This is a genomic window from Escherichia sp. HH091_1A (assembly GCF_030295175.1).
Classification (GTDB): domain Bacteria; phylum Pseudomonadota; class Gammaproteobacteria; order Enterobacterales; family Enterobacteriaceae; genus Escherichia; species Escherichia coli_F.
This window is the reverse complement of record NZ_AP025747.1, coordinates 1,734,641-1,752,192: the sequence shown is the minus strand read 5'-3', so window position 1 is coordinate 1,752,192 and position 17,552 is coordinate 1,734,641. Positions and strand designations below refer to the sequence as shown.

29 protein-coding genes, 1 pseudogene and 1 other annotated feature are annotated in these 17,552 nt (G+C 49.6%); of the genes and pseudogenes, 21 read left to right on the top strand and 9 right to left on the bottom strand.

Translation table 11 applies throughout. From position 1 onward, the window contains the following. Nucleotides 1-47: 47 nt before the first annotated feature. Genes QUF14_RS08830 through QUF14_RS08820 form a run of 3 tightly spaced genes read right to left on the bottom strand, consistent with a single transcriptional unit; the run spans nucleotide 48 to nucleotide 2,039 of the window. A complete protein-coding gene (locus tag QUF14_RS08830) occupies nucleotides 48-596 on the bottom strand; it encodes a tail assembly protein (protein ID WP_286333535.1) in 549 nt (182 codons plus the stop codon). Next, nucleotides 593-1,336 (bottom strand): C40 family peptidase, encoded by a 744-nt coding sequence (locus QUF14_RS08825; protein ID WP_286333507.1) that lies wholly within the window; start codon nucleotides 1,334-1,336, stop codon nucleotides 593-595. The genes QUF14_RS08830 and QUF14_RS08825 overlap by 4 nt, the downstream gene beginning before the upstream one ends. Before the next feature lie 4 nt (nucleotides 1,337-1,340). After that, nucleotides 1,341-2,039: a phage minor tail protein L gene (locus QUF14_RS08820; protein WP_097757482.1), complete on the bottom strand. Its 699-nt coding sequence runs from the start codon at nucleotides 2,037-2,039 to the stop codon at nucleotides 1,341-1,343. A gap of 75 nt (nucleotides 2,040-2,114) precedes the next feature. Here QUF14_RS08820 and QUF14_RS08815 point away from each other — a divergent pair. Beyond that, nucleotides 2,115-3,328, top strand: a protein-coding gene (locus QUF14_RS08815; RefSeq protein WP_371829233.1) for an IS3 family transposase whose coding sequence is annotated in 2 segments (ribosomal slippage) — nucleotides 2,115-2,403 and nucleotides 2,403-3,328 — 1,215 coding nt in all. Because the reading frame shifts where the segments join, the coding sequence is not laid out codon by codon here. Next, nucleotides 2,396-2,512: a sequence feature (AL1L pseudoknot), on the top strand. (Overlaps the previous gene by 117 nt.) Before the next feature lie 31 nt (nucleotides 3,329-3,359). On the opposite strand, the pseudogene QUF14_RS08810 reads toward QUF14_RS08815, so the two are convergent. The 6 genes and pseudogenes from QUF14_RS08810 to QUF14_RS08785 form a co-directional block, all read right to left on the bottom strand. After that, nucleotides 3,360-4,370, bottom strand: a pseudogene (locus QUF14_RS08810) (phage tail length tape measure family protein); the annotation flags it as partial. 69 nt (nucleotides 4,371-4,439) lie between these two features. After that, nucleotides 4,440-4,976, bottom strand: a complete 537-nt coding sequence (locus QUF14_RS08805) for an Ail/Lom family outer membrane beta-barrel protein (RefSeq protein WP_001406955.1) — start codon at nucleotides 4,974-4,976, stop codon at nucleotides 4,440-4,442. Nucleotides 4,977-5,144: 168 nt separating this feature from the next. Then, nucleotides 5,145-5,839 (bottom strand): IS1 family transposase gene (locus QUF14_RS08800; protein WP_085948397.1). Its coding sequence is split into 2 segments (ribosomal slippage): nucleotides 5,145-5,593 and nucleotides 5,593-5,839, totalling 696 coding nucleotides; the frame shifts between segments, so codons are not numbered across the junction. 69 nt (nucleotides 5,840-5,908) lie between these two features. Beyond that, nucleotides 5,909-6,097, bottom strand: a complete 189-nt coding sequence (locus QUF14_RS08795; RefSeq protein WP_202116839.1) for a hypothetical protein — start codon at nucleotides 6,095-6,097, stop codon at nucleotides 5,909-5,911. 140 nt (nucleotides 6,098-6,237) lie between these two features. After that, entirely contained in the window at nucleotides 6,238-6,597 is a 360-nt protein-coding gene (locus QUF14_RS08790; protein WP_122985745.1) for a phage-derived protein YdaY family protein, read from the bottom strand. A 368-nt stretch (nucleotides 6,598-6,965) separates the two neighbouring features. After that, a complete protein-coding gene (locus QUF14_RS08785; protein ID WP_042966145.1) occupies nucleotides 6,966-7,643 on the bottom strand; it encodes a helix-turn-helix domain-containing protein in 678 nt (225 codons plus the stop codon). 138 nt (nucleotides 7,644-7,781) lie between these two features. On the opposite strand from QUF14_RS08785, the gene QUF14_RS08780 reads away from it, so the two are divergent. The 20 genes from QUF14_RS08780 to QUF14_RS08690 all read left to right on the top strand — a co-directional run bounded on the left by QUF14_RS08780 (nucleotide 7,782) and on the right by QUF14_RS08690 (nucleotide 17,231). After that, on the top strand, nucleotides 7,782-8,054 hold the full coding sequence (locus QUF14_RS08780) for a helix-turn-helix domain-containing protein (protein WP_047085349.1): 273 nt from the start codon (nucleotides 7,782-7,784) through the stop codon (nucleotides 8,052-8,054). Between the two features lie 8 nt (nucleotides 8,055-8,062). Then, the gene (locus QUF14_RS08775; protein WP_047087246.1) at nucleotides 8,063-10,105 is read left to right on the top strand and encodes a Mu transposase C-terminal domain-containing protein; all 2,043 of its coding nucleotides are present in this window, start codon (nucleotides 8,063-8,065) and stop codon (nucleotides 10,103-10,105) included. A gap of 17 nt (nucleotides 10,106-10,122) precedes the next feature. After that, nucleotides 10,123-11,016: an AAA family ATPase gene (locus tag QUF14_RS08770; RefSeq protein ID WP_032082867.1), complete on the top strand. Its 894-nt coding sequence runs from the start codon at nucleotides 10,123-10,125 to the stop codon at nucleotides 11,014-11,016. Nucleotides 11,017-11,030: 14 nt separating this feature from the next. Continuing rightward, nucleotides 11,031-11,363, top strand: a complete 333-nt coding sequence (locus QUF14_RS08765) for a hypothetical protein (RefSeq protein ID WP_047087250.1) — start codon at nucleotides 11,031-11,033, stop codon at nucleotides 11,361-11,363. Between the two features lie 38 nt (nucleotides 11,364-11,401). Then, the gene (locus tag QUF14_RS08760; RefSeq protein ID WP_000970278.1) at nucleotides 11,402-11,629 is read left to right on the top strand and encodes a hypothetical protein; all 228 of its coding nucleotides are present in this window, start codon (nucleotides 11,402-11,404) and stop codon (nucleotides 11,627-11,629) included. A gap of 12 nt (nucleotides 11,630-11,641) precedes the next feature. Beyond that, the gene (locus QUF14_RS08755) at nucleotides 11,642-11,857 is read left to right on the top strand and encodes a hypothetical protein (protein WP_033807267.1); all 216 of its coding nucleotides are present in this window, start codon (nucleotides 11,642-11,644) and stop codon (nucleotides 11,855-11,857) included. 29 nt (nucleotides 11,858-11,886) lie between these two features. After that, nucleotides 11,887-12,531: a DUF3164 family protein gene (locus QUF14_RS08750; protein ID WP_047087252.1), complete on the top strand. Its 645-nt coding sequence runs from the start codon at nucleotides 11,887-11,889 to the stop codon at nucleotides 12,529-12,531. A gap of 1 nt (nucleotide 12,532) precedes the next feature. Next, nucleotides 12,533-12,766, top strand: a complete 234-nt coding sequence (locus tag QUF14_RS08745) for an ANR family transcriptional regulator (protein WP_012904653.1) — start codon at nucleotides 12,533-12,535, stop codon at nucleotides 12,764-12,766. After that, the gene (locus QUF14_RS08740) at nucleotides 12,747-12,938 is read left to right on the top strand and encodes a hypothetical protein (RefSeq protein ID WP_047087255.1); all 192 of its coding nucleotides are present in this window, start codon (nucleotides 12,747-12,749) and stop codon (nucleotides 12,936-12,938) included. Before QUF14_RS08745 ends, QUF14_RS08740 begins: the two co-directional genes overlap by 20 nt. 74 nt (nucleotides 12,939-13,012) lie before the next feature. Further along, the gene (locus QUF14_RS08735) at nucleotides 13,013-13,405 is read left to right on the top strand and encodes a DUF7448 domain-containing protein (RefSeq protein WP_064756437.1); all 393 of its coding nucleotides are present in this window, start codon (nucleotides 13,013-13,015) and stop codon (nucleotides 13,403-13,405) included. A 65-nt stretch (nucleotides 13,406-13,470) separates the two neighbouring features. Further along, nucleotides 13,471-14,016 carry a hypothetical protein gene (locus QUF14_RS08730; RefSeq protein WP_047087256.1) on the top strand — a complete coding sequence of 182 codons (546 nt, stop codon included), beginning with the start codon at nucleotides 13,471-13,473 and terminating at the stop codon, nucleotides 14,014-14,016. Between the two features lie 78 nt (nucleotides 14,017-14,094). Next, complete coding sequence (locus QUF14_RS08725; protein ID WP_047087257.1) at nucleotides 14,095-14,823, top strand: DUF2786 domain-containing protein; 729 nt, start codon at nucleotides 14,095-14,097, stop codon at nucleotides 14,821-14,823. Next, nucleotides 14,813-15,040, top strand: a complete 228-nt coding sequence (locus QUF14_RS08720; protein WP_047087259.1) for a hypothetical protein — start codon at nucleotides 14,813-14,815, stop codon at nucleotides 15,038-15,040. Before QUF14_RS08725 ends, QUF14_RS08720 begins: the two co-directional genes overlap by 11 nt. Further along, nucleotides 15,037-15,267, top strand: a complete 231-nt coding sequence (locus QUF14_RS08715; protein ID WP_042966114.1) for a hypothetical protein — start codon at nucleotides 15,037-15,039, stop codon at nucleotides 15,265-15,267. Before QUF14_RS08720 ends, QUF14_RS08715 begins: the two co-directional genes overlap by 4 nt. Then, nucleotides 15,257-15,547 carry a DUF4752 family protein gene (locus tag QUF14_RS08710; protein WP_042970909.1) on the top strand — a complete coding sequence of 97 codons (291 nt, stop codon included), beginning with the start codon at nucleotides 15,257-15,259 and terminating at the stop codon, nucleotides 15,545-15,547. Before QUF14_RS08715 ends, QUF14_RS08710 begins: the two co-directional genes overlap by 11 nt. Then, nucleotides 15,544-15,852, top strand: coding sequence for a hypothetical protein (locus QUF14_RS08705; RefSeq protein ID WP_042970913.1), 309 nt, complete (start codon nucleotides 15,544-15,546; stop codon nucleotides 15,850-15,852). Before QUF14_RS08710 ends, QUF14_RS08705 begins: the two co-directional genes overlap by 4 nt. Nucleotides 15,853-15,856: 4 nt before the next feature. Continuing rightward, entirely contained in the window at nucleotides 15,857-16,039 is a 183-nt protein-coding gene (locus QUF14_RS28900) for a hypothetical protein (protein ID WP_071940939.1), read from the top strand. Between the two features lie 67 nt (nucleotides 16,040-16,106). Then, nucleotides 16,107-16,385, top strand: coding sequence for a hypothetical protein (locus QUF14_RS08700; RefSeq protein ID WP_021564522.1), 279 nt, complete (start codon nucleotides 16,107-16,109; stop codon nucleotides 16,383-16,385). Continuing rightward, complete coding sequence (locus tag QUF14_RS08695; protein ID WP_047087260.1) at nucleotides 16,357-16,755, top strand: gp16 family protein; 399 nt, start codon at nucleotides 16,357-16,359, stop codon at nucleotides 16,753-16,755. Before QUF14_RS08700 ends, QUF14_RS08695 begins: the two co-directional genes overlap by 29 nt. Further along, nucleotides 16,752-17,231, top strand: a complete 480-nt coding sequence (locus QUF14_RS08690) for a hypothetical protein (protein WP_042970930.1) — start codon at nucleotides 16,752-16,754, stop codon at nucleotides 17,229-17,231. Before QUF14_RS08695 ends, QUF14_RS08690 begins: the two co-directional genes overlap by 4 nt. Nucleotides 17,232-17,552 lie beyond the last annotated feature (321 nt).

The window sequence follows — 17,552 nt, the reverse complement described above, 5'->3', positions numbered from 1 at the left end:
TAAACGATAAAACCGCCCGGAGGCGGTTTCACATAAAACGTTTTTCATCAGCGACCAATCACCACAACCTGACCACCATCCCCTTCGTCTGCCGTGCTGATCTCCTGAGAGACCACCCGCGACCCCACGCGCATTTCACCGTACAGAACGGGCAGAACATTGCCCTGGGCAACCATGTTATCCAGTGACGAGAAATACGTGTTCTGTTTGCCGTTGTCTGTACTGGCTGCCGTGGGCGTCCTGGCTTTCGGTGCCAACATCTGCGCCACACCGCCCAGGATCATACTGGCCCCTGCCGCATACATACCCGATACAGCCGTGGCCCCCAGCCAGCCCACAGGGTTCCACCATGCAACCGCAATCAGCGCCGCCCCCAGCACTGCCTGAAAAATACCGCCACTTTTAGCACCCGCCAAACGCGGCACGATGTGGATCACGGCACCATTTTCCAGCGGCTCATTCAGACGGGCTGATAATTCGGTTTCACCTGCATCACGCCCGGCAATCCGTATCTGATACCAGCCCTCATTCAGTTTCTGACGAAACGCCGGGAGCTGTGTGGCCAGCGCCCGGATGGCTTCAGCCCCCGTTTTCACACGAAGGTCGATGCGGCGGCCAAATCGTTGCAAATCCCCGTAAAGGCAGATGCGTGCCATGCCCGGTGACGCCAGAGGGAGTGTGTGCGTCGCTGCCATTTGTCGGTGTACCTCTCTCGTTTACTCAGTTGTTCAGGAATATGGTGCAGCAGCTCGCCGTCGCCGCAGTAAATGGCGGCATGATTCGGCACCGATGAACCAAAGCAGCACAGCAGCACGTCGCCAGGCTGCGCCTCTGTCAGTGCGACACGGTAAAAACCCGTTGCCTCCATATTGTCAAGATAGAGATTCTGACCGTGACGCCACCAGTCATCCCCGCGATGAAAATCCGGCATCTCAATTCCCGCCAGATGGTAAGCGTCCCGGAACAGCGTGTAACAGTCCGTTACTCCGTGCTCAAAGCGCCGCCCGGTGAGATACGGCACACAGCGGAACTTGTGAATCGTCCCCCGGCAGACCAGCCACCACGGCAAATCACTCTGCACCTGCAGCCGCCGGTCAGCCTCACTCAGCCAGGGCAGACCACCGGGGTGGCTGTGGACCAGTGCCACAATCTCACCCTGCATTTCTGCCTGCAGCCAGTCTTCCGGCGACATCCGGAAATAACCCTCCGGCTCACCGGAAATATTCATGCAGGGAAAATATCTTTCCCCCTCCGGCGTGCTTACCACGAAGCCGCACGACTCCGCTGGCGCACATCGCCGGGCGTGCGCCAGAATCGCTGATTCTGTTTCTGTCATGGGTTTACTGCGAAAGTTTGTTAATGGAAAGGAAGCCGCCAAAGTTGCCGACGTTATTGCGAAACTTACAGCCACTCAGGCATTTGCTGCATTTATCTTTCGTGATATCGGATGTTGGCTGGTCATATTCATCCGCGACAGCCGGACCGTGATAACCGCACTCATCACCGCGATAGGTCCAGGTGCAGGTGTTGGCCAGCATGATACGTCCCGGAAAAACAGCGCCGTCCGTTTCCGTCGGCGTGGACAGTACAAAGGAGGCACTCACCGCGCTCAGTTCGCTGCACTGCTCAATGCGCCAGCTGCTGATCACCTCCTGCTCCGGATCGGCGTCTCTGTTTCCGTTGACGAAGTTCACCGCATCCAGAAAACGGGCGTAAACCTTACGCCGGACCACCGTTCCGCCAACCAGACTCTGCAGATCTTCCGCCATCCCGGTGACCATGCCGTACAGGTTAGAGACCGTCAGTGTCGGACGGGCAGCACTGCCCTTGCCGTTCAGTTCAAATCCCGTCCCCTGAATGGGATACGGCTGATACTGTCGCCCCTGCCAGGTGACCGGCTCACCTTTTTCGTTCTGCTCATTACAGAAAAAATAACGTTCTCCACCGACCTCTGTCAGGTCAATTTCCCAGAGCACCAGGCAGGCCGACTGCTCCGCACGGATGCATTCATTCAGTGTTTCCTGTTGTATGTCCTGCATCAGATCACCACTTCGTCAAACTGAACCGCCCCGGAAATCCTGGAGACTAAACTCCCTGAGAAAGAGGTAAACAGGATGACTAAAAATACTCGTTTTTCCCCCGAAGTCCGTCAGCGGGCGATTCGTATGGTTCTGGAAAGTCAGGATGAATATGACTCACAGTGGGCGGCAATTTGTTCCATTGCCCCAAAGATTGGCTGTACGCCGGAGACTCTGCGTGTCTGGGTTCGCCAGCATGAGCGGGATACCGGGGGCGGTGATGGTGGGCTCACCAGCGCTGAACGTCAGCGTCTGAAAGAGCTGGAACGTGAAAATCGTGAACTGCGCCGCAGTAACGATATCCTTCGCCAGGCTTCCGCTTATTTTGCGAAGGCGGAGTTCGACCGCCTCTGGAAAAAATGATGCCACTGCTGGATAAGCTGCGTGAGCAGTACGGGGTCGGACCGGTATGCAGCGAACTGCATATTGCCCCGTCAACGTATTACCATTGTCAGCAACAGCGACATCATCCGGATAAACGCAGTGCCCGTGCGCAGCACGATGACTGGCTGAAGAGAGAGATACAGCGCGTATACGATGAAAATCATCAGGTGTACGGTGTGCGTAAAGTCTGGCGTCAGTTGTTACGGGAAGGAATCAGGGTGGCCAGATGTACAGTGGCGCGCCTCATGGCGGTTATGGGACTTGCCGGTGTTCTCCGGGGTAAAAAGGTCCGCACTACCGTCAGCCGGAAAACCGTTGCCACAGGTGACCGCGTAAACCGTCAGTTCGTGGCAGAACGTCCTGACCAGCTGTGGGTGGCTGATTTTACTTACGTCAGCACATGGCAGGGCTTCGTCTATGTGGCGTTTATCATTGATGTGTTTGCCGGATACATCGTGGGGTGGCGGGTCTCATCGTCTATGGAAACGACATTCGTGCTGGATGCGCTGGAGCAGGCGTTGTGGGCCCGTCGTCCGTCTGGCACCATCCATCACAGCGATAAAGGCTCTCAGTATGTGTCACTGGCCTATACGGAGCGACTAAAAGAAGCCGGATTACTGGCATCAACAGGGAGTACAGGCGACTCGTATGACAACGCGATGGCTGAGAGCATCAATGGTCTTTACAAAGCGGAGGTAATACACCGTAAGAGCTGGAAAAACCGTGCAGAAGTGGAACTGGCCACACTAACGTGGGTGGACTGGTATAACAATCGACGATTGCTGGGAAGGCTGGGCCATACTCCTCCGGCAGAAGCAGAAAAAGCTTATTATGCTTCCATCGGAAACAATGATCTGGCAGCCTGAGTTCACAGATAAAACACTCTCCAGGAAACCCGGGGCGGTTCAACCCCATTACATAAGAACCAACACCTTTGATCGCCGGGCCAATACCACCGAACATATCTTTTAGCTGACCGCCTTGCTGCATTAACACCATAAAAGGTGACTGGCCTGTGGACAATCCAACTACAATATCAATCATTTGTGCAGGCAACATGCGCACAGCAAAAGCCGTTTGTTTTGCCGACATTCCGGTTTTACTTAATTGCGATTCAGTAGCCTCAAGCTCTCTCCGCATAGCACGGAGTTTTCCTGAGAGCTCCTCATACATTTCAGGAGAAAGCATCCCCCTGGCTTTTGCTTCGCTAAGTTGCTTTTGCTGCTCTGTCAGGCGATTAAAAGCTGTTCCGACAGGATCGAGTTGAGCAATCAGACGTTGCAAAGCAGCAACCTGTTCATCATGCGCTTTTGCTGCTTCTCGTTCTGCCTGAGCCTCTCCTGTTAGCTCTCGCCGCGTTTCCTGTATTTTTCGGCTGTAATTATCAAACTGAGAGCCATTTATTTTCCCGGATGAAAGTGCTGCATTAAGTTCATCCTGCTGTTGGTCAAGATTTCTTAGCGCCGCGGCCAGAGGGTCGATCTTGTCCAGCATTCTTTGAAAGGCCTGAGCCTGCGCTTCCTGCTGGGCAGCAGCAAGTTTTCCGGCCTTCGCGGCTTCTCTCTGCGCTTGCGCAACCCCGCTCAATTCCGCTGTAGTTTCATTAAGTTTACGGGCAAGAAATTCATATTCTTCTTTATCAATAAGCCCTTTGCCGAAATATTTCTTTAATTCAGAATAGCGTCGACCGACAGTATCAATTGCGGCACCTACAGGATCAATAGCTGCCTTTAATTTTGCGAGCGCGTTCTTCTCATCTTCTGTTGCCCTGGTCACTTTCCCTGCGCTATTTGCAGCAGTTTCTCCGGCCTGCGTCATTTTGACTAGGGAGGAGGTCAGATTGTCAGCATTATTTTTCGCTCCAGTGCTATCAATAATTATTGCAAGACGCGAAGTTTGCTCTGTCATTTAGTTACTCCGGACAAATAAAAAGCCCCGCTTGATAAGCGGGGCCAGACAACAGAGGAAAGGAAATTATCAGAAACGATAACCAATACCGGTCATCCAAGTACCTACTTTCACATCGCCCAATTTGGTGTACTCATAGGATGCGTCAACTACCCAATTTGGTACAGGATTAAACTGAATACCAGCACCATATACAACCGAAGTCTTGCTTGAAGAGTCAGAGTATCCCAGAATCGTCGCTTCAGCACGTCCATGCGCTACACCTAATAAGCCATATGCACTGAAGTAATCATTGAAACGATAGGCTGGACCGGCAGCTAGTGAATAGTAATCCAGTTCTCCATTTCCAATTTTAGAGCCTGCAAAATAATAATCGTATTCTTGATTTGTGTACGTAAATGAAGATGCAACGCCCCATTTATCATCCAGCTCATAGCGATACTTAATATTTACCCCTGAAGGATTCTCATCAAGGCTTTCTCCACCGGCTTTAACATGGCTTTGGGCATAACCAAGAGAAATAGTATTCTGCTTCAATTCAGCATTTGCAATGCCAGTTGCAAACAAGGCTGAAGCGATAATGGTAGTCAACACTGCTTTTTTCATAAAATCACCGTCATTTCACAAATCATTGTTATAACAGCCAGAATTAATCTGGCTGGCAGCCATTAAAATATCCACCACATTCGATAGTCAACTATCAATCTCTCATCAAACTATATGTGTGCACATTGTAATTCAGACAATTACTAAAAAATATGGTAGTGCATCCAATTAGTAGAACATGTGTTTTTCGATAAACGCTCCGATCACTTTTTCGTGGATCTCAACTGAGCGTGAGAAGCAGATTGTTTTACGAGCCAACCGCTTAATACGGGTGCGTAGCGTCAGATTATTACGCTCAATGCGTTGGGTGAATATTTTGCCGATCAGATGCTTATTCTTCGGTACCACCCGGCCATAGCTGCCCCAGTCATCGCTGGTGAGTATGCCGATGTTGAAGGGTGTAAGCAGTGCCAGTAGCTCCCGGCACGTTTGATCGGTTCGGGGACCAAAAGTGTAGGCCAGTACACCGCCTGTTTTGGTGTTGTACGCGTACCAGAGCCAATGTTGCCGGGCTTTACTGCCAACGTAGCTCCATTGCTCATCAAGCTCGCAGATAAGCGCCACATCAGCATGGGCAACAGGCGAAGAAGTTATTCGCTTTGGCGCGAGTTTTTTAAAGTCCGGATGACGGTGTTAATACCAATTTTCAGTGTCCTGGCGGTATCGCGAACCCCGGCACCATTAAAGGCCATTTCAGTGATCAGCTCTTTCATACCCGGCTTACGTGCTTGATAAGTATAAGTGAGCTGAAATACACGGTGGCAGTCACGGCAGCGAAATCTGTCACGGCCTTTAGGGTTCTGACCATGGCGGTAAACCCGAGCTGACTGACAACGGGGACAATGAATATTAACACTGGCCATGAGATAACCTCAAAAGCCCGAATTATACATCAGATTCAACTAATTAGAGGCATCACCAAAAATATTAAATTAATTAATCAATATCCCATCAACAGTTTTGGATTGAGAAACATACTGATCATCCAGCGCAAAGATCACTGCTTCAAATTCATCACTATCTATCAATATTGGGTGTGCTTTTAAGTAGTCGTGCACGTCAGATATTGATAAAGGCAGCGGAACCCCGGACATGCCCGCATAACGCCTGGAACGAGACATTACTGAGTACGCATACAATAACTCACGGACAACGGGGTCTATTTCTGGCTCCGGTATCGGTGGCAACCTGAGTTTTTCTCTCGTCCACCTTGCCTTTTCCCCCTTTTCGCCCCCGAACTCCGATAACCACCGCTGGGCGGCTATGGCTTTTTTATCGTATCCTGCTTCTGCTGCTCTTTTCCCTGGGCGATGCTGGCGGCTTCAGCAAGAATTTGCCAGTACAACTCTGGATTCTGCTTGAGCAGCGTGGCCCCTCGCTCTGGTGTATATTCCAGCGCGACCTCAACCCCATCCACCAGTTCACCAACCCCTTTCCAGTCTTTCAGTAAATAACGAGCGGCGTTATCAATAAGTAAATCATCAACAGAATCCACCTCGTCGACCTTTGCAATATCAAATTCTTTCGTTCCGACATGCAAACTGGCATCCATTTTCTCTATGTGACGACGGATTAATGCATTACGGGAGCGATACTGATCGTTATCGCTGCTTGCCACCAACAGTTTTAACCCATCTACAGGTTTTAAGTCCTTCATTGTGTGGGGTAGCGATCAATTCTGGGTGGAGTTCGTGCAGCCTGGTAGAACCTGCAAGCCTTGCGTGGCGCGGGGTGTGGTGATTCAGTGTGATTCTGGGCGGATTTGTGAGAAATGACCAAAAGTGCCTTTTTTTACGCTTTATTCTGGGCGCTTTTGATCTGGTGGTGTAAGAAAGCGATCTCCTTTTAAAAGATTTTAAAACTCGTTTAAAAGATTCTAAAGCCCGTTCTAATCTTGTCTGATTTATTCCTTTCTTATCAGTTGTCGGTATTGGTTTTGTTGGATGTCGCTAGTTAGTTGGCAACATACGCCTACCAAGTAGTAGGTGTTCATGCTGGTTTTTTGCTTACAGGTTTCGTTTCTTGCTCCGGCGTGGCAATGGTCTCACCACCTGGCGACCCAGTCCGTGCACGAGATTCGATGCGTCGCAAAATCTCTTTGTCAGTTTCTTCATTTCCATCCAGAGCCATACACATAGCGTCTTTAAGCGATTCCCTGATGTTCAGGCTTCTGATGGCATTCTCCTGTTCATCCAGGTCGTTGTAGGCCTGCTTAGCTTGCCTAGTGGGTTGTTGTAGGCGTTCTAGGACTCCTTTGATACCGATGTTGTAAAAAACATCAAGCAAAGCATCTAAATCTTGAGTATTCATGCGTTGTAACAGGAGGTTTAATTCTGTTCTTTCGGTCGGACTTTGTTGCGAATTATTGTTTTCAGTAGCGGATTTTCCTGATATCAACCACTCCACAGGAACATTGCATGCGTGAGCCACCAAAGCTGCGCTGTCTATACCTGGATAGATCTTCCCATGCACGTACTTTCGTATTGTGGCTTCAGATAACCCACTCAGTTTTGACAGTGCCATGTAATTTAATCCGCTGTCTTCCATAGCTGATTTAAGGCGCTCACCGAAGCGGATTATATCCATAGCCTCAATAATCCGTTCTTTCTCGGTTTGCTTGCTTGCGGTTTTATCTGCGTAACCGTTTCTTTTTAAAGAGTTTTTCATATAGAACTCGAAATGTACAAAAATCCGCTTAAACAAATACAAAAATCCGTTGACAGCGGATTTTTGTTTCTCTAGGATTTATCACATCAGATAAATGGTTTTGATTATCTGAATCGATAAATTGGAGAGGATCACACAATGCAGTTATCGAGACAAGATCTAACTGACTTGTTTGTTCGTCGCGGACAAGACTGGTCTAGCAAAGCAATTGCAGCCGCCCTTGATAATAAAGGGGTTGATATCACCACGATGGAGCGTGTACGCGGCTTAAAACCTGGAGCAATGCGTAACGTGTTTTATCGCCGCGTACCTGCATATGAATCAGCAATTGCAGAAGCGATTGGTGTGGAACCGGAAGTTATCTGGCCATCACGTTATCGGAATAAAAATCCGCATAGCAACGCTGCATAGGTGGTGTTATGTGGATTACAGCAAAAGAGTGTGCTGGCATTGGAGGGCTACCAACACGTGAACACAATGTCAGGGCGCGTCTAGATCGTGTAATTGAAAATAAACCTGAATTAAGGCGCAAGCGTGAAGGTACCAAAGCATTCGAGTATCACATCGACTGCCTGCCCGCAGAAGCGCAGAAGATTTTACGTAAACACCTGACTAATCGGGTTCTGGAAGATGCACAACTGCCTGTTGTGGCTGAACAGAAGGCAGTTAAGAACGTCACCATTCGCGATGAACTGGAGGTGATGGTCAAATGCCCGGAACTGGCATTACGCGAAGTCCAGGCACTGACTGACAAGCAAAAGGCCATCGCTGATGCGCGGATATTGCTGGCTACTGAAGTGCATAAACTGCGCGAATACGCCGGAATGACCAGGAAAGCCGCGTTAAAGCACATCGTTGATGGCGTGCGCATGGGGGCGTTACCTGACCGCATTATTGAAGCGGCAAATACCGCAAATGCACGTCAGGGAAAGCGAACTGGTGTCAGCACCGGCAGCCTGGATAGCTGGTACTCCAGCTGGGTGATGGCGCGCGGTGATGCCAATCAGTTACTGGCGTTACTGGCTCCCGGTCATCATAAGGGGACACCGTGGGAGCAGGTCTGGTGGTTGAGCGATTTCTTTATGTTCTATCGCTCATGGAAGCGACCGACCGTTGAATATGCGTATCGCGAGTTTTCAGCCTGGTGGCATGAAAAACACGCGGATGATGCGGGAATGCTGGCGGCACTGCCTTCAGTTCACGCAGTAAGACGGGTGTTAAGCAGCGTCCCGGTGATTGTTAAAGAGCGTTTCCGCTCCACCGGTTCAGCCTGGCGTTCGCTCAATCCCTTTGTGCGGCGCGACTGGAGCACATTACCGGTTAATGCGGTATGGGTCGGGGATGGTCACTGTATGAAACTGATGGCATTCAGCCCTGCCACCGGGAATACATTCCGGCCAGAAGTGACACTGGTTATGGATGCAGGGCAACGCTTTATTGTGGGCTGGTCGCTGTCCCTGTCGGAGAACGTAGTGGCCGTTGCTGATGCATTGCGTCATGGCATGTCACAACACGGGATACCGCTGATTTATTACTCCGATAACGGGGGTGGTGAAAAAAACCAGGTACTTGATGCCGATATTACCGGGATTCTGCCCCGACTGGGTGTGGAGCATCACACGGGGATACCTGGTAACCCGCAGGGGCGCGGGGTAATAGAACGAGCAAACAAAGGAATACCCAAAGATGTGGCTCTGAGTTTCCAGACGTACTGCTCAAAAAATGCAGACAAGGAAACGGTGATGATGCAGCAACGCATCACACAGTCAGCAATTAAGGCCACCCACAAAGGGAAAGAGCTGACAAAGCGGCAGGTTCAGGCTATGGGAGAAGTCCCCACCTTTGAGCAACTGATGGCCGCAATAGAGCTGGAGGTGAAACGGTATAACAACCGGCCACACAGCAGCCTTCCCCGCAAAGAGGATGGTGAACATTACAGCCCGGCAGCGTATCGCCGGAAACTGATAAAGGAGCAGAAAGCTGAAATCGACATGCTGTCGCCGGAAGAACTGCATGAAATGTTCCGACCGGAAAGCATCTGCACGGTGCGACGCGGTGAAGTGGTGTTATTCAGAAACATCTATTTCTCAACAGAACTGGCAGCAGAGCACGGAAATGAAGTCAGGGTTTGTTACGACATTCACGACGCAAACAGCGTGATTGTCAGGCGGATGGACGGTTCTTATATCTGCGATGCCATCTGGAACGGTAATAAGGTTGATGCGTTCCCGAAAGCTGTTATCGAACAGCAGCAGGAGAAACGCGCCAGAGGCCGCATTGCACGGGCCACGCAGAAAATCGAAGAGGCTAAACGCGAGCTTACCCCGGCTATTACGCAGAAACCTGACTTTAATTTTGGATTTGGTCTGGAGCGTAAGGAGGAAAAGAAAAAAGAAGAACTTTATTTCTTTGCATCCGAGCGTGACCGCAATTTAAAGAAAGACGGCACAAACAACCGTTAATTTAAAAGGTATTTAATATGAGTTTAATTACGCAATTAAATGACGTAATGGCCCGTTGCGGCTATACGCAGACCCACGTTGGTCGCGCAATTGGTCGTAGTAGCGCCGTTATCAACCAGTACTTACAGGGTAAATATGTAGGTGACGTTACTGACGTTGAAGAGCGTATATCTTCCTTTGTCAGTCGTGAGCTGGAGAAGCAAAGTAATCGTCGTGTTAAAGCGAAATTTGTCGCCACGGAAATGGCAGATAAAGGGCTGGAGATGCTCTCTTATGCTCATGCGTATTGTGAAATCTGCGTGCTGCATGGCGAGGCTGGTCTTGGAAAAACAATGATTCTGAGTGAATACGCCGCCAGAAACCGGGATGCGATACTGATTGAGGCTGACACAGGCTATACAGCCAGGGCGCTACTCGGGGAGCTGTGTCGCCAGCTGGGGGTAAAGGTTCGCGGCAGTATTCACGAACTGATTGATGTCTGTGTGCGCGAACTGCGTGATTCCGGTCGTCTGCTGATGGTGGATGAAGCCGAGCTACTCCCCTACCGTGCACTGGAGGTTCTGCGCCGTCTGCATGACAAGGCGGGTATCGGGATTGTTCTGGCGGGTATGCCGCGCCTTGTGACTAATCTTAAGGGTAATCGCGGGGAGTTCGCTCAGTTATACAGTCGTGTGGGTGTGGCGCTTGATATGGGGAATACGTTGTCGCCAGAGGATTTTACGCCAATAGCCACAGAATTGATGCCGGAAGCGGAAACGCCAGAAATCGGCGAGGCGCTTTATACATATTCGCGTGGTAACGCCCGTCGCCTGTTCAAACTGGTGCGTGGCGTGTACCGGATGAGTGATGTCACCAAAGTGCCAGTGAGCGTAAAAGCTATTGAGAAGTTCTCCGAAATGTTAATTAAGTGACTGGAGTTTTGCGCATGGAAAAAATGGCTCTCAGAAATGAAATAAGGGCACTACAGAGTATTGGTCGTAATGGTTGTATTTATTTTAATGGAACCCCCGGTGAAATTATTCCGTTTGTTGATTGCTTCGTGCCGGGTGAACTGCGTATTGATTTATATTCCCGCGAACGGGAAATCAATGGAACCGGAAATACCAGCGACGACTGGGATGTTGATGAATGCTGTGCGCGATTAATGATTATTCCTTTTGAGCAGACTTTGCAGGGGTTTCGTCGGGCTTACCGCCTTGCACGCATGTGTGCCCACCTGCCCCGGTATCAGCCCCGACTGGCGTTTACGCTCAGATAATACAGCAGAGAAATGTTAATTCACTGATGGAGAACAAAATGATGGAAAAGCAGGCCATTAATGCCGTCCGTTCCCGTGCCCGTGTGGCTATCCATACCACTGGCGGTCGCGTAACGGGGCAACATCACCGTTTACCTGTGGTTTATGCCTGCCCGCCTGTGGGTGGTCCTGTATGGCCGGTAACGGAAATCGTTCAGACATTCAGCGGCCTGCGCCGCGTGGTTAAAACGTCCTGTATCGACGGCTGTACCGTCGTATGGCAATGAGAGGAAATCAGAATGGCGGTTAAATTAGAAGTAATTATCTATACCGATGAAAAAGGCTGTGTTTTAACCCAGACCACGGGGAGTTATTCGGAGGACGGAGCTTCCGAAAAGGAGTTTCAGGTGGCAACAAGATTACATGATGTTATCAAGGAAACGCTTAGAAATGACTATAACGGCGTGAATCTTTTTTCTGAAAACGTTGCGCCTCGCGCACATAACACACATTAATCTGTAAATATCACTGAGGTAATTTAATTATGACGGCTGAAAATAAAGTTAAGCAATACACGAAAACTCAAGCGCCTGAAGGTTATTGGGTTGATGCCCGTGGTGTGATGACGCCTGAAAGTCTTATCAAAGATATTGACCGCGACCGTGAGCAGCTGGTCGGTGAGCTTGTGGAGATGGTGATTGCTGCCTCCGCCTCACTGCGTGAACTGAAACTGCGTGCGTTTGGTGATATTCAGGCGTTTATTGACCTGTCGGCGGAGAAATACGGCGCTGTGAAAGGCGGTAAAAAAGGGAATATCACGCTTTACAGCTTTGACGGGCGTTACAAGATTCAGCGCGCCATGCAGGACCGTATCGCGTTTGATGAACGCATTCAGACCGCGAAGTCGCTGATTGATGATTGCCTGGCTGACTGGACGGAAGGTGCACGTCCTGAAATAAAAGCCATCATCAGCGAAGCATTCAGCACGGACAAGGAAGGCAACATCAACACCGGGCGCGTTCTGGCTCTGCGTCGTCTCGATATTACGGAGGAGCGCTGGGATAACGCCATGAAACTGATTGGTGAAGCCGTCCAGGTGGTTGGCAGCAAAAGCTATATCCGCGTGTATGAGCGCGTCGGTGATTCCGACGAATACCGCGCAATCCCGCTTGATATTGCAGGGGTTTAACATGCATCAGGATATCAAAGAGTACAGAGCCGGAAATAGTTGCGCGGCGTATTCGCTGGGCGCGTCCAGAGCAGAACAACGCGGCGATTATGCCGAGGCTGAAAAGTTGTGGCGTAAGGCAGCGCAAAGCCCGTGTAGCACCCTGCGCCGCATCTGGGCTGAACATCGTGCGGAGTTCTGCGCTAACGCTCACCTGAAGGGATGGAGGCCACGCCATGAATGCGAAGAACTTTAATAAGCAGTATCCGCCAGGGACTCGCTTCATGCACACGGCACATCCGGCGTTGCGCGGTGGCCGGGTGGTGAAAACCGTTGCACCGGCCAGAGATTTTAAATGTGGTTGTGTGGTTGAAATTAATGTCGAGCCTTATTTCGTAAAAGTCGAAACACTGAAAGCAGCGCATTAATTTAATTCGTTTTTAATTGTTATTTAAAACAGGCGTAAACCCGCCGGGGCTGGCTTACGCCTGAATCTGGAGAAATGAAAATGAGCGTTACCGTTATCAATGAAATGCTTGGGTGTAAATTCGATAAGGTGTTTACGAATCAAAGCGCCGAACTTGTTTTTTGTGGTGAACGCCATGGGGATGGCTGGGGTGTTGTATTTACGTTTTTCCACTTTCAGGAATGTTGTGAAAACGTCTGGATTGAAGACATTGTTGGCGACCTGACAGACCTGGAAGGAGCTGTTCTCACCGAAGCGGAAGTTGTAACTGAATCCAGTGATACAGAAAACGGTAGCCAGACGTGGTCATTCTTTAAGTTCGGGACATCAAAAGGTTGTGTCGTTGTCAGATGGTGCGGTGAAAGTAATGGTTTTTATTCCGAGCGAGTTTCGCTGAAGCAGCAATTAACTGACGTTCTGGATTTTTAATTCTTATTCATGACTTTTTATGCCGCAGGTAAACAGGTCTGCGCCTGAATCAAGAGGATTTGTATATGAAAGATAAAGTCTGGGATTTTATTGTTACTCCTGAAGGTTTTGCTACCCGTTCATCTGAGAAATTAACCAATGTAACGTTATGGGCGTCATCATTGCTGGGCCATCTGGGAGCACCTGCCGATTTTATGCATGTGGTACTTGATGCGCAGATTGCCGGAAATGCTGTGGCCAGTAAGGGGGCTTATATTCAGGGGGATTTGTTCGCCATGATGGCGAATGACACAGCAGCGCTGTATATCGCCACACGGAACATGCTGACAAGAATATCCATGCTGTCTGACTGTAAGGATATGGAAGACCTCGCATACATCCTTGAAGATGATTTGCTCACTATTTCAGGTGTGCAGGAATCCCTCCCGCGTCAGTTGCGGTTTATTGACCTGATGGAGTCATATAAAGATAAGCCTGATTTTTTTCAGATTCGATTCAGTGGAATGGAACTGCTGGATGAATATTATCCGCTGGATTCGATTTCCCGTGATGTGAAGGCGTTCGTAAAGTCTGTTGACCGCCATTACCGGAAAGCTGAACGTCGTAGTTAATAAGTCTGTTTTTAATTTTGTTTGTATATGGCGTAAACCCGCCGGGGCTGGCTTACGCCTGAATCTGAGGGATTCATTATGGAAAATAAAAGCAAATATATCGCCAGAATTAAAAAACTGTTACGCCTTGCCAGAGGAACATCAAGCCCGGAAGAAGCCGCTAACGCTATTGCAAAAGCCCAGGCTTATATGCGCCAGCATGGTATCAGCGAAAACGACGCGGAATTGTTCGACATTCAGGAAGCTGCCAGCGCGGGTGCGCCGAGTGATGCCAGTACACCGCCGCGTTATATGCACATCCTGTGTGACCTGGTATGTAAAGCCTTCGGTGTCGAGTGTTACATCTCCGGTGAATACCGGGCTTCTGGTTCACTCAAACGTTACGTTCGTTTTTATGGTCCTGACAGCCGCCCGGAAATTGCGGCCTACGCGTTTGATGTGCTTTCCCGTCAGATGATGGCAGAGCGTAATCAATATCAGGATAAACACTGTAAGCGTTGCAAACCATCCACGCGGGTGGCCCGTGGCGACCAGTTCTGCGAAGGCTGGGTCTTTGGTGCCCGTGATGTCATTGCGGTGTATGACGTCTCCCCGGAAGAAAAAAGCCGCCTTGAGCTTTACAGAGAAAACCTGCACAGGACTAAAGTGCGGCGCGACGGGGATATGCGCACAGCTAAAGCGTGTCGGGGTGCAGAGTTTGCCGCTACTGCTGGTTTTATCGCCGGGAAAAATGCCAGGTTGCATCAGGGGGTTAATGGTCAGAGCAACAGGCCGCTGGCGCTGGGAGGGGATAACGATGGCTTTTAAACTTCTCAGTGTTACCGAAGCAATATACCAGCCGCCAGAAGAACGCCACGAATACAGGATGAATGACGGCAGCGCGGCGGTTGAGTTTCCCAAATATCCGGGGGCTTCCCGGTGGCGGTTCTATGACAGTGCGGGACGCCGGATTATTAAAAGAACCGTGCACAACGCCATGAAAGCCGCTGTAGAACGTCACAAAAGAAGGTTTAACTGCAAATGAATATTGAATTTTATGACTACGGAGTCACCTCAAAAATCATTGTTACCTGCTGGTTCTGGGAGTTCCGTCGCTATTGCCGGGTTGTGGATGCGGCGTTGTTTGTGGCTCCTGAAGTGCGCCACCAGAGTGGCGGTGGCCTTTTAATGAAAACCGTCATCACCGGTAAAACGGTCCCGATGTTACGGGCGTTTAAAGTGGCAAAACAGGAGGCTTGCAATGGTCATTGATAAAACGATAACGATCGATGTAGCCATGAATACAGGTCTGGCGCTTATCGGTTATGGCTATATCACTTTTATGTCATTCAGGTGGTTGATTTCTTCGTTCTTTAAGCAATGTGAAAAACGTTGCCGCAAAGACAAGCGCGTGAAGGCACTAAATGCGTTTAATGACGCTTTTGATATTGACCGTATGCAACAGGGAGACCCGGCACGCGTAATTACCCAGGGAGATGTCGTGATTTTGGTATACCGGAGTGAAAAAAATGAACAGGAGGCGGCGCAGTGAACCAGCAAACCAGAATAAGCGATAAGAGCCTGACCAGACTGATTGCCGATGCTGACAAAATGCTTGATATGCGCGGACCGATTGTAGACAGAGAGTGGTGGATGCTTTTACGGCAGTCCCTGGTTGAACTTCAGGAACGCCGGAGTGCTGGAATCATTCCAGTGACGCTGAGAGTAAAGGAGCATCAGGTCAGAGAGCTGGTTAATCAGTTACGAGATGTGGCAATCAAATACCACGGAACGCAGCAATTACGGGAGCGTATTGCAACAACAGTCATTTATTCAGAACTGGTTTCAGGGGAATAATCAGATGAAAAACCGTAAGGCAAAAATTCTGTTAGCTCGCAGAAACGGTGTTGGGGTCTGGCGATGGTTGAGGATTAGTAACAGACGAGTGAGGTTGACGGGGTGTCGTGGTGTGATGGGGCACAGTTGTTGCAAAAAGCCCAGCGCGGCGCAAAACCGCTGGAAGAATCACACTAACGCAAAGTAATTAAATAATAACCAATAGCAGACCAAAATATATGTTTTGGTCTGCCAAAAGCGATGTTTTGGTCATTATGAAGATTGAACAAATCGGAATGGCAGCCTTCCGGCAGCAGGCTGAAAGCGGTGGCGTGGATGAGTTCGTCGTGCAGAGGTTCGGTGGTGTGTATCACCTCTTCGCTGTGAATCGCCGCGCTGGTGTGTCTTATTTTCTACAGGAACGCCGTGGCGATTACAAGACGTGGCTGTCTCTTGACCGTGCCGCCGCGTTCCTGTCAGGGATTGGCGTTTCACGTTTTACCGTGCGTTTTGAGGATAACAAACATGCTGAAAAAGATGATCGGAGCCATTAAAGCCGGTCAGGCGTATCTGGGGTGGGATGATGTCCTTTATCGCCAGACGCTGGCCCGCCTGACCGGTAAAACCAGCACCACACGCTGCAACCTCGATGAACTGCGCATCATCCGGGAATACATGCACGAACAGGGATTTCCGCGCAAAGCACCCGCCGGTAAAGGTCGCCGCCCCCGTGTTGCAATGAGCAGAAAATCAGTATTATCCAAAATTGAAGCGTTGCTGGCTGATGCCGGTCGTTCCTGGGCATATGCAGAAGGGCTGGCATCTCACATGTATAAGCAACATGTGATCGAATGGCTGACGGATGAACAGCTTTTTGGGGTAATGGTGGCGCTGGTTAAAGATTCAAGAAGGAGAAATCAATGATGAAAAAATGGTTGTTTTGTTTAGTAGGGGTTATTTTCTCTTGTTCTGCGTTGGCTCAGACAGAGGAACAGGCGCAAAAGGAACTGAAACGTTATCAGGATATGAAACCACAGGTTGAGCAACTTCTGAGGGAAAGCCTGAAACTCTATTATGACATGCCAGACGCTGCATCAGAATATAATAACGGTAACCCTGAAAAATGGCGTAAGGTCATAACAGGCCTGAAGGAATTCGATAAACAAATAGAGAAAATTGGCGGTAATGGCTTCGATCCTGTTTATAGTTCCTGTGTAAATATGGGGATTCAACTACAGGATTACTGGTCTAACGTCCTCGGCAACAACAAACAGTTTCTCGAGCGTTCCAGAAGTTTGTTTATACAGGATCGCATGGATTGCTTTGATCAATTCGTCTTTGGTAAAGAACGTATAGAGGCCAGAAAAGACCTTGCCATTGTTAATGTCTGGGATGAATAAACAGGAACCTCCGCAAACGCGGAGGTTTTTTATGAACTGTACAGGCGATCATGTATGGCTATAATAACAGTAAGTTACTACCGGAGACGCCATCATGCAGACCTTCAGTGAAACAGATCTTCGCGATGCGCAGGTACTGCTGCCCGATTCCGTACAGCAACTGATTAGCGTGATTGGCTTCCCCGCCCTGACCCGGTTAATCCGTTCTTTTGGTGGCGTGACGTTAAGCGGTAAAACCGGCGCACACGCCGGACGCACCGGCGGTGTCCATGCCCTGTTACATGACGTGCTGACCGAAGACGAAATCAACAAATTGATCCG